This is a genomic window from Methanobacteriaceae archaeon (assembly GCA_029219465.1).
In the GTDB taxonomy this organism is placed as follows: Archaea; Methanobacteriota; Methanobacteria; order Methanobacteriales; family Methanobacteriaceae; genus Methanocatella.
Genome location: JAQXTL010000002.1, coordinates 14,363 through 27,116, shown reverse-complemented (window position 1 = coordinate 27,116; position 12,754 = coordinate 14,363). Strand labels below are relative to the sequence as shown.

At 28.5% G+C, this 12,754-nt stretch carries 5 protein-coding genes; 4 read left to right on the top strand and 1 reads right to left on the bottom strand.

The features are described 5' to 3' along the window. The first annotated feature begins 3 nt into the window (after window positions 1-3). Window positions 4-573, top strand: a complete 570-nt coding sequence (locus PUD86_00225; protein ID MDD6775711.1) for an FmdE family protein — start codon at window positions 4-6, stop codon at window positions 571-573. A gap of 281 nt (window positions 574-854) precedes the next feature. Continuing rightward, the gene (locus tag PUD86_00220; GenBank protein MDD6775710.1) at window positions 855-2,888 is read left to right on the top strand and encodes a right-handed parallel beta-helix repeat-containing protein; all 2,034 of its coding nucleotides are present in this window, start codon (window positions 855-857) and stop codon (window positions 2,886-2,888) included. 72 nt (window positions 2,889-2,960) lie between these two features. On the opposite strand, the gene PUD86_00215 is transcribed toward PUD86_00220, so the two are convergent. Next, complete coding sequence (locus PUD86_00215) at window positions 2,961-4,538, bottom strand: hypothetical protein (GenBank protein MDD6775709.1); 1,578 nt, start codon at window positions 4,536-4,538, stop codon at window positions 2,961-2,963. Window positions 4,539-4,862: 324 nt separating this feature from the next. Here PUD86_00215 and PUD86_00210 point away from each other — a divergent pair, with 324 nt between their 5' ends. Then, the gene (locus tag PUD86_00210; protein MDD6775708.1) at window positions 4,863-7,727 is read left to right on the top strand and encodes a hypothetical protein; all 2,865 of its coding nucleotides are present in this window, start codon (window positions 4,863-4,865) and stop codon (window positions 7,725-7,727) included. 171 nt (window positions 7,728-7,898) lie between these two features. Next, window positions 7,899-12,308, top strand: coding sequence for a right-handed parallel beta-helix repeat-containing protein (locus PUD86_00205; protein MDD6775707.1), 4,410 nt, complete (start codon window positions 7,899-7,901; stop codon window positions 12,306-12,308). Window positions 12,309-12,754 lie beyond the last annotated feature (446 nt).

Below are 12,754 nucleotides of genomic sequence, written 5' to 3'. Positions count from 1 at the left end.
TGTATGAATGAACAAGATTATGATGAACAATTAGCAAAAGCAGCAGAATTCCACGGACACGTCTGTGGTGGAATAGCTATTGGAACTAAATTAGCAATGTATGGTATGGAATTACTCGGAATGGAGCTTAACAAAAGAAATAAAAATTTAATTGTATTTTTAGAAATTGACAGATGTATGTCTGATGCAGTACAATCTGTAACTGGCTGTTCTATGGGTAAAAGAAGCCTTAAACAAATGTACTACGGTAAATTTGCAGCTACTTTCTACAATCAGGACACTGGTGAAGCTTTAAGAATTACTGACGCTGATGCTAATAAAAAGTTCAAAGATGAAGAAACAAAAGAAGAAATGATTGCTCGTTTTAGAAGAACTCCTCCTGAAGAATTATTCAAAGTAGATAAAGTAAGAATTGAATTAGGTCCAGGAGACATGCCAGGCAAGCCTTATACTACTACATTTTGTTCTGTATGTGGTGAAAAAGTATCTGACGGTCGTCATGTACTTAGAGGTGGAAGGCCGGTATGCAGATCCTGTGCTGAAGAATCATATTATGAATTAATTGAAGATTAATTTATATCATTATTCCTTTTTTCTACTTATTTTTTTTATTTTTTTATTTTAATTATTTTTAGTTAATAATATCTTGTTTAAAAGCTGATTAATGTTATTTTTTTATTTTATTTATTTCTAATTAATTATTTTATTTCAAAATAACTTATTTTCGATATGTTTATATATTCAGGTAGAGCAATATTATAATAATAAATCTTTGGTTGGATATTTGCTAATAATTACTTGCAGATATCTTCGTTTCCCATGGTTTATTGTGTAATGGAATCAGGGGGTGAAAAATGCGAAAATGTTTCGTGATTATATTAGTTCTATGCTTATTATTTTCATTAAACATTTGCTTTGCTCAAGAAATTGATAATTCAACTGATTTAGTATCATCTCAAAATAGTAGTTATCTTTTAAAATCTGATGTGGCTAAACTAAGCACTTCGGATAAAATAGATACTCATATTGATGTCATTAGTAATGATACACTTGATGTGAAAGGTGATTACTTTAAAATTAAATTAGTAGATGCAAATAATAAATCCATTTCAAATGCTAAAATTATATTTACCATTAAAGGGGTTAATTATGAAAAAACTACTAATTCACATGGTATTGCTCTTTTAAAAATTAATCTGGTAGATGGATCATATCAAATTTCATCTAAATTTTTAGGAGATTCCAAGTATAATCCTTCCTCAAAATCAACTATTGTTACAATGAATAATACTCGTGTTGTTGAAAGTGGATTAAGTAACTCTGAAATCCAGAATATTATAAATAATGCTAAAGAAAATAATGTGATAATATTTAAAGGTTCTAGTTATTCAGATATTAATTTGATAATTGACAAACGCCTTACATTAATTTCCACTGCAAGCACAGTATTACAATCAAGCTCCAATTCTCCGGTTATTACAATTAAAGGAAAAGCCGCTTCCTATTCAATTGTTATGGGATTTAAAATCCAAGGAAGTGGTGATGGAATTGTTGTTAATGATGCGGATTATGTAAGAATCTTAAATAACCATGTAACTGTTGATGGTATAGGTATTACTGCATCTAATACAAAATATCTCAATATTACCAAAAACAGTATTTACAAAAACGGTAAATGCGGTATTGTATTTTATTCAACTGAAAACTCTTACATTATCGCTAATGTTATTATTAACAATGGTGCAAATGGAGTAGTCTTAACAAAATCTGATACTACTTATATTGATAACAATACTATTTCAAAGAATGCTCGTTATGGTATTTTATTAACCAATGAATTTAATAAAAAATATTATAAAACTGGTCCTGTTAATGTCCATATTACTAAAAATACAATCAATGGAAATAGCTGGGATGGTGTTTGCATTTATAATGCAGGAGATAATATTAATATTAAAGGAAATACCATTGATGCAAATAAAGTTAGTGGAGTATCCATTAATTCTGTAGGTACATATAAAATTCAATCTAATGTCATAACTAACAGTGTTTCTGGTGTTAGTTTTGAAGAGGAATATACTCAGATTAAAGATCAAGAAATCAGTTATAATGCAATCTTTGGAAATTCTCATGTCCAAGTTGAAGCTAAATCCTATGCTGGTGTTGACCGTTTGTCTGTAGGGGATAACTGGTATACAGATGATGGATTATTATGTCCTAAAATTAAAACTAACAATTTGAAATTTACTGTAACTCAAATTGGTAAAAACCAATTCCAAGCATCATTTGTTGATTCAAATGGTCAAATTGCAAGTTTACTTCCAGATAGAGTTTTAACCTATAAAACTAGTGATGGAAAAACTGCAACAGTTACAATAAAAGGAGGAGTTGGAACATTTACTGTATCTGCTGCTGATGCAGATATTATTAAATCTACAGTTGATCGTACAAACAGAAAAAATGTTTACGATTCAAATACTCCGTCTAAAACTCCACAAAATGGACAATCTCCAACTTTCAGCTATCCTGACATCAATTATGGTGATGGTGATGGCGACGGTGAAGGAAATGGTAATGGGGCAAATCAAGGTAATGGTACTTCACAAACATCTGGTGACAATACTGGAAATAGTTCAAGTGCTCAAAACATGGAACCTAATAGTAATCCCGTAAACGATGTATCTCAAGCTCAAGATGTGGGTCAAATAGGTGCATCTGAAAGTAGTGGTGGTGCATCTGGCGCTTCACAATCAGTAACAAAACAAATAGTAATCGAAGATGATGAATTCTTCAAAGTTAAAGGTCTTATAGTAATCATTACGTTAATATTATTAACATTAGGATTATATTATCGTAAAGATATTGAAGAAATGAGATCTAAACAATAATTCATCATTCTTTCTTCTTTTTTTATCCTAAAATTTTTAAAAAAATAAAAAATAGATAAACAGCTAAAATAACTATTTATCTTTACGTTTTTCTCTTCTATAACCAATAACTAATATTGCTAATATAACTAAACAAAGAGCCACATATTCTAATTTTGGAGATTGTGATTTGGAAACATCTGTTTTATTTAATTCATATGCTTGCTTATCTTCTCCTGATGGTGCGGTTGGATTTAAATAACCTGCAATATTACTTGGCATATTATTTTGAGCATTCTGTTGTGAATTCTTAGTAGAATTACGCATTGAAGAATATATATTATCTTCAGTTTTATTTGAAGGCTCGTTGTTTGGTTTAGTTGTATTTTCTTTTTTATTGGTTTTATCCGCTTGTTTTTTAATGTCTTCTAAATAATTTTCTGGGAAGTGTTGTTTAATTAAATCATAATATTTATTTAATGCATTAAAATTCAATTCATTTAATAAATTAGATTTATCTTTAGTTGCACTTACTTTAATTCTTGAAGTAACATTATCTGGGTCATTTACTTTGTAATCATTCGGGTCTTCAGATCCCCAATCATTATTGTTGAAGTTAGGGTATAAATTTTCTGAATGTTTCCATTTGATATATACTTCCTGACCTTTAGGTGAGTTATTATCTGTAATAAGGTTATCGTGGACATTAATGTATGTTTTTGCTTCATACATTGGTTCTTGTATGTAAAAAGAACCTCCAGTTTTTCCTCCAGTATTGTTTATAATAATGGAATTTTTAAGATCCATGTTTCCTGAAACCATTACTGCTCCACCATTTGTTCCTGCAGTATTGTTCATAAATATACATCTATTAATTACAGAACTTCCTGACCAGCTGTAATATGCTCCTCCCCATTCGTCAGCATGGTTGTACATAAAAATACAATCTTCTACACGACCAAATCCTTTAACACTAACTCTTATGGCACCACCATCTCTAACAGCAGTATTATTTATGAAAACACAATTGAACATATCTGATCTTGCATAACATGTTGTTACTGCTCCACCATCGTGATCTGCATGATTGTTCATAAATAATGTGTTATTTACAAAAAGGTACGCTTTATATTCCTCAGTTCCATAAGCAGATATTGCACCTGCATTTGTATTGTCAAGAGCTGAGTTATTGATAAAACGACAATTGTCTACATACACATTTCCTGTATTGATACATATTGCACCACCAAAATTATATGATAATCCATTTATGAATGTTAAATTCTTAAATGTGACATGTACTGTAGGATCATTAATTAAAAAAATAGAAGATTTCTTATTTCCATCAATTATGATGTTATTTGGATTTCCTTTTCCCTGAATAGTAATATTCTTAGTAATAGTGATGTTATGAATATTATAAGTTCCAGGAGAAACTAATATTTCATCTCCATTTTGAGCATTAATAATTTTATCTTTCAAATCCAATGACTTTTCATCTAAACTGATTTCGTCAGGACTTAAAAGAGTATTGTCAGTAGAATTATCTTGTATTGCACTTACAGATGTAATTGTTGTTAGAACAATTAAAAACATAATTACCGGAATTATCTTTTTGAACTTAATATTTTCACCTCCGCAAGGTTGTTGGAGAAAATTATTATTTCTCATATATACATCTTTACTACTCTATATATAATAATATTTATATCGTTTTATTTTTTTAAATTAGGGTTTTTATTAGAAAATTCAATTATTTTTTTATTATTTTAATTAAAATTTTATTTTAATCGTATTATTAATTAAATTAATGTTAATTGTTATTTAATTTGCAAAATAATGACTATTTATGTAATAAAATTATTTCGATAATATTTATATTATATATCGAAATAAAAATAATATTGAATCATATGATTTTTTAATCAATTGATTGGGGGTATGCAAATTAATAAAAATTTTAAAGCTTTCATGCTTTTTTTGATAATTTTTTCAATGTTGTTTGTCGGGGTTGTATATGCACAAGAAGATAATTCAACAATGAATGTTACAAATGATGATTTTGAATCTATTCAGGTAATGATTGATAATGCAAAGCCTGGTGATTCAATATATCTTGAAAATAAAACCTATTATGGTAATGGAACTCCAATTGTCGTTGATAAATCCATTAATATATATGGGGTGGATTCTTCTAAAACTGTTTTAAATGCTAGTGATAAGTCAAGCATCTTTTTAATATCCAAGGATGTTAATGTTAATTTTAGGGGATTGACTTTTACTAATGGTTATAATTCAACAGAAGGTGGAGCTATTTTTAATTTAGGTGTTTTAAGTATCACTGATTCTGTAATTCAAAATACCTATGCTGAAACTGGTGCTATTCGTAATACTGGAAAATTAATAGTAACAAATTCTTTATTTGATGCAAATCGTGGAAGTTTTGGTGCAGCTATTGATAATTATGTAGGGTATTTAAAAATTGTTGATACAACTTTTACAAATAACTCCTGTCTTGAAGGTGGTGCGATTTATAATAGATTTGGTGAATTTTTAGTCTATAACTGTTCTTTTTACAATAATTCCGCAGCTAGGGGTGGTGGAATTTATAATAATCGCGGAGGTTTGATTATTCACAATTCCAAATTCATTTCTAATGATGTTTCCGATTTAGGTGGAGGAGTTAAAAGTTGGGGTGCATGTGAAATATATGACTCAATATTTTTAAATAACTCTGCAAGACAGGGCGGTGGAATTTATGTATCTGAATTCACACTAATTGCTGAGAATTGTATTGTTAAAAACAATTCTGGTCAATGGGGTGGAGGAATCACCGTTGAAACAAGAGCTACTGCTAAAATGAAAAATATGACCATTGAAAACAATATTGCTGAACGTGGTGGTGGTATTGATATAAGTATGGGATCTATTGATTTAAAAGATTCCATTGTCAATAATAATGTTGCTAAATATGATGGTGGAGGAATTTACTTTGCTCTTTTACACTCATCTGTAACTAATACTTCTATTTCCAACAATATCGCTAATCGTGGTGGTGCTTGTTATATTAACGGATTTAAAGGATGTTGTGTAGATATTGATGATGTTGATATTATTAATAATTCTGCTTCTAAAGGTGGAGCAATTTACAATAACGGAATATTAAATTTAAAACAGACTACTATAAAATCAAACACTGCTAGTGATGTTGGTGGTGCTATTTATAATGATTTAAACTTATCTGTTGAAAGCTCACAGATTCATGAAAATGTAGCTTCCACTTGGGGTGGAGCTATTTACAATAAACTTAATATTGCTTTAAATAGTGTAATTTTAAGTTCTAATAGGGCTAAACAGTTTGGTGGAGCTATTTATAATGAAAAAATAGCTATAATTAAAAATTCCCTTTTTGAATCCAATAGTGCATTTCAGGCTGGAGTAATTTATTCTAATAATAATTTAATAATTGACAATTCTCAATTTATTAAAAATTATGTTTCACATAATGCAGGTGTATTGAGACTTAATAATGGAAATGTTAATATTACAAATTCATTGTTTGAATCTAATTATAATGCTGATGAGGGTGGATGTATCTTCAATTTTGGTGCTAATGTACTTGTAGATAATTCTAAGTTTATTTCAAATACTGCAACAAGTTATGGTGCAGCTATTGATAATGCTGGAAAAATGACTATTAAAAACTCATTATTTGACAATAATAAAGCATATGGTGCTGGAGCTATTGATAATGCAGGTGAACTGACTATTATTAAATCCAATTTCACAAACAACAAAGCAACTAACAACGGTGGAGCAATCGACAGCAATGGTAATATGGTTATTGTGGGTTCAATTTTCACAAATAATGTTGCAGGAAATGAAGGTGGGGCAGTTATAATCAGGTCAAACACTAATTTAACTCATTCAATTATCTATAATAACAAGGATAAAGATGGTTATGCAATTGTTAATAGAAGTACTGGTGATGTAGATTTATCAAACAACTGGTGGGGTTGTAATGACCCTAATTTTGACAAATTAGTAAATATTAATATTACAGATGATTTTAATTGGATTATTATGAGTTTTACAAGTAATAATGACTTAGTTCAATATAAAACATCTACTTTGAATATTAATTTCAACCAGGTCAAAAATAAATTAGGAGTTGTTTCTAATATCAATTCATCTGAAGAGTTACCGATTTTTAAAGTTACACTTTCAAATTATGGGATGGTTAATGTTGATGGAGGAATTAAATTATTAACTAAAACTATTCCTTTAATAACTTCAATTTCAGCTAAAATGAATGATCAAAGTATTTTATTAAAAATTGCTCCAATAAACAAAAGAATAATCGATAACAAGAATGTTGTTGTTGATTATAATGGAAAAACTACTTACAAAGTACGTGTTGTTGGAACAAATGGTAAAATTGTTGGTGCTAATGTTGTTGTTACTATGAAAATAGCTGGTAAAACTTACTATGTAAAAACAGATAAGAACGGTTATGCGTATAAATCATTCAGTTTAACTCCAGGTAAATACACAATTTCTGTATCTTACAAAGGTTATACTACTAAAAATACAATAACTGTCAATAAAGTGTTATTTGCTAAAAGTATCACTAAGAAAAAATCTAAAAAGATTTCATATTCTGCTACATTAAAAACCAGCAAAGGAAAAGCAATTGTGGGCAAAACAATTACTTTTAAAATCAAAGGTAAAACTTACGCTGCTAAAACAAACAAATATGGGGTTGCTACTGTTGGTTTTAAGAATTTAAAGGTTGGTAAATACTCTGTTACTGTAAGCTATTTAAATTCAAATGTTAAAACAACTTTAAAAGTTAGATAATTGTGGGAAATATTTCTTTTCTACATCTTTTTTTTATTTCAATGTGTATTTTTATTCAATTCTACTTTTTTTTAATATAAAATAATTAGTTATTTCTCGAATTAAATCATAAAACATTAAATATATCGATAGTTATACTATTATATATTGAATATGGGGGATACTATATTTATGAAATTTGATAAGATTATGATATTATTATCATTCATACTAGTTGTACTGTTATCTATTGGTTCAGTATCAGCTTATAGTGATGATAATAACTTAACAACTGATTCATTAAGTGCAATAAGCACAATTGATGAATCAAATAGTAACGATATTAATGTAAATTCATATAAATCAGGTGTTGGTGATGTTCTAACTGCTAACACTATTGTTGTAGAAGAAGTTGAAAAAGAGCACAATGAAATGAATGATCCAACAATTCAAAAAGCAATTGATAGTGCAAATCCTGGGGATACAATTATTATTGAAGGGGAAAGTTATGTGCACTGTCATTTCATTGTTAATAAAAAATTAACAATTATAAGTAATGTTGGAACAACTATGCAACCATGCGGTAGTAATGCAGTTTCTGGTTATAGAGGTATTTTTTATGTAACTCCTGAAGCTAGTGGTACTGTAATTAGTGGTTTTACAATAATTAATGAAGTTTCTAGAGATGATGACTATGGAATTTATGTTAATGGTGTATCTGATGTAACAATTAAAAATTGTAATTTCACTAATAATGGAATGGTTTCTGATGCAATTAGAGTAGTTAATGCAAAAAATACTGTAATTGACAATGTTTCTATAGCTAGTGTAGGCAGTGGAATCAGAATTATAAACAGTGAAAATGTTAAAGTTGAAAACTCTTTTATTGACAATGCAAAATACTGTATAAATGTCATTGATTCTAATAAAGTAGATTTGCTTTCCAACAATATTACAAATAACAAAATTGCAGGAATAGCTATTGCAGGTACAAGTAAAAATGTCAATATTAAATCCAATTATATTTCTAAAGGTAATATTGGTATTAATATGACTTCTGCTAATTATATCTACATTATAAGCAATTATGTTGGATTAAATGGAAGATATGGTATTTACACAAACTGTAATATTGAAAAAATGGAAGTTAAAGGTAACTTCATTGATAGAAATGTTCAATATAACATTTTTAATGATTACAGAGTTAGAAATATATGGGTAAAAGGCGGAGAAAACATACAAGTAATTAATAATAATTATATGGTTGGAGGCGACAACGCTGAAAGACCAATCTGGCGTCAAGTTTATGAATATAAAGGACCTGGTGTTGGAGATTATAATTATGATCCTGTAAATGATGTTTATACTTATGTTGGTGAAAACAATGGTGAATATTGGGGTCACCAAACCGGAACTTTCTTAGGTTATACATTTATTATTAATCAATTTATCCAATGTCCAAACATCTATTTCACTTACCCTGAACATGGTGTAACTCCTTGGACAAAAACTGGAAATTACTATTTATATCTAACTAACATTACTCAAATTAAAAAAGGAGTATATCAAATATCCATCGTTGATGTTAATGGAAATATTGCTAAAGAAATCAGTTCTATTCCTGTTACTTTCTACATGATGAAAAAAGATTTGGATATTAATGGCAGACAAAAAGCACCTAAAGAAGGAGATGCTTGTAAAGTTGTAATGATACAAAATGGTACTGCAACTGTAAGATTCTATCCAGATGAGTTTTATGACTCTGAAAATGTTTTACTTGCAAGTTTCCCCGGTACTGGAAATAATATTTACTCTATGCCTTACAGACCTTATAGATTATTTAATGTTGATGATAAGTTCATACCAGGTAATGTAACTGATACAAAACTCACTATATCCAATATGGTTACATATCCTAGTTCAAATGCAATTTTCAAAGCAACTTTAACTGATATTGATGGAACTCCTGTTGCTTATCAAAGTATTGTATTTAAAATCAACGGTAAAACTTTAACTGCTCAAACTGATGCTAATGGTGTTGCTCAAATAAAAATTTCCATCGCTAAAGAAGGAACCTATGCAATAACCGCTAACTTTGTTGGTGATGATATTGATTACACTTCAAGTGAAGCTAAAGCTAGTGTAGTTGTTAAAAAATCATATTCCAAGATATATGCTTCAAATATGTACATGATTCCTAAAATGTATGATTATTATTCAATTACTTTAAAAGATGCATCAGGAAAAGCAATTGCATATCAAACTGTAACTTTCAAAGTAAATGGTAAAACTTACTCTGTAAAAACAGATAAAAACGGTGTTGCAAAAATTAGACTTAAACTTAATAAAGGAGTATATTCTGTTCATATCAAATTTGCAGGTACTAACAAATACAAAGCAGTTTCAAAAACAAATTACTTATATGTTAAATATTCATCTAAAACTGCTAAATTGGCAACTCCTACAGTTACAATTCTTCCAAATACTTATAAAACCTATACAATTTCTTTAAAAAATGCTGATGGTAAAGGAATTGCAAATCAAAAAGTAACTATTAAATTAAATGGTAAAACTTATACAAAAACAACCAATAGTAATGGGCTTGTTTCACTTAAAGTTAAGTTTGCAAAATTAGGTTCATATAAAGTATATGCAAGTTATTCTGGAAGCAAAATCTACAGGGCAACTTCTGCAACTGGTAAAATTGTAGTTGCTAAGGCTGCTACTAAATTTGTAGCTCCAACTCTTTCAGTTCTTCCAAATGAGAAAAAAACATACACTGTAGCTTTAAAAACAACTGCTGGAAAAACATTATCTAGTCAAAAAATTACTATTGCTGTTAATGGTAAAACCTATTCAAGAATAACTAATGCTAGAGGTCAGGCTAGTATTGATGTAGTATTCCCAACTGAAAAAACTTATGCAGTTGTGTTAAATTACTTAGGAAATACATATTATAAACCAATTAAAACAACCAGCAGTGTTGCTGTTTCAAAAATGGATTCTCAATTATTAAGCTATAATAAAACATTTGCTGCTGATTCCAGTAAAATTTATACTGTAACTTTAAAAGACAAAAATGGTAAACCATTAGCTAATAAAGAGATTTCATTTGTATTTAACGGTAAAACTGTTGTAAATACAACTAATCAAAATGGTGTTGCACAAATTAAGTTAAATGATTCTGGATCTTTTAATATTACCTCAAAATTTGCGGGTGATAATCAATACAGACCAGTTAGTGCAGATAGCTTAATTGCAATGTCTGATAAAACAAATGTGGTATTTGTTGATGCAAACTTACCAAATTCAGAAATTCAAAATATTTTAGATAATTGTGCTGAAGGAAGTAAAGTTGAATTTTTAGGTAAAAACTATGATAATATTGCATTAACTGTTGATAAATCATTGAATATTTATTCTGAAAACAACTCTACTTTAAATGCTAAAGCTAATTGCGCAGTATTTACTATAATGGCAAATAATGTAACAATTTCCGATTTCACAATTGTTTCAAACATGAATGATGCAATTGTTATTGACAATGGATACAATGTTGTAATTTCTGGAAACAATATTTCAAATAAATTAGATGAATCCAAACTTGATAGTTACATGAAAAGTACAATTTCACTTCCTGGATATGGAATAGCTATTGCTAATTCAGAGAATATTAAAATTAATAATAACTCTATTTACTTGTTTGAAAGTGGAATCTATGCTTATGACTCAAATAAATTAACTATTGCTGATAATTTATTAGAAAAGAACAACTACGGAATTAAATATGATTATGGAGTTGCAAATTCCAATATCACAAACAATAAAATCTATGATAGCATTGGATTGTACACTAACTTAGTTCCTGAAGGTCCTAGAGGATACGGAATATTCTTAAACAATTCTGCAGTAAATGTAACAATTACCAAAAACAACATTACTTGGAATCATTTAGGAATCTCTGTTGATGCAAACCACACAACTGGAATTGTCATAAAAAGCAATTTAATTTCTGACAATGTTTTAGAAGGAATTAGATTCAATGAAGGTTATGATTTAGCTAAAAATGCAGTTGAACCTGTGGTTGTTGAAAATGCAATTTATAGAAATGCTAGAGGTCCAAGTATGATGATCTTAGGTGAATTAAGTGCAAACCCTGCTGGAATCTATGGTCCTGGTGCATTTAATGCTTCTTTAAGATTAAATATTGGTACCAACTGGTATGGTAAAAACCAAATTGTAACTTGGGATAATGATACTGGTGTTGTAGGTTACGGAACAATGTGTCCTAGAATCAACACTACTGGAATTGCATTTAAGGAAATAACTTGTGTAACTCCTGGAACATATTCTATTACATTTTATGATAAAGATGTTGTAGCATCTAATTTACCAGTATTTGACATGTTTGCTACATTAAATGATGATGTTGAAGTTAAATTTGATGTTGTAAATGGTGTTGGAGTATTCTCATTTGATGCTGGTGACTTTAAAGAAGGTGAAAATGTAATTAAAGTTTCAATTGGTTCTTTAACTGATCCAGATAGACTTTTCAAAGTTGAAATGTCTAAAACATTATCTGCTGGTGAAATTCCTGCTTAAGAGTATTATTTTTTAATACTCTCTTTTTTTATTTTTTTGATATATTGATTGAAAATTTCCTTTTATTAAAATGAATATTTGCTTCATAAAATGATAGTTATTCATGATGACTACTTATTTGATAATACTTTCTTTACACTAAATAACTAGCGTCATGAAATTTAATATTATTCGTCAAGGACATATTGCTATTGCAAAGTATTTTTTATGGGGTTTGTCATTAAATCCATATTTTCTTAATTTTTCTTATTTTTCTAATTTTCATAGTTAATTTTTCTTTATTTTAATAAATTCATATTTTTATTGCTTATTTTTTGTTTTTACGAAATTTTTATTTTCATGTTTTTCTCGCAATTTTTTCGTCTGAAAAATTTTGATCAACTTAACTGATATCAACTAATTTTTTCCATTATAAATTCTTTAAATTAGAAATACTTTATTAATAT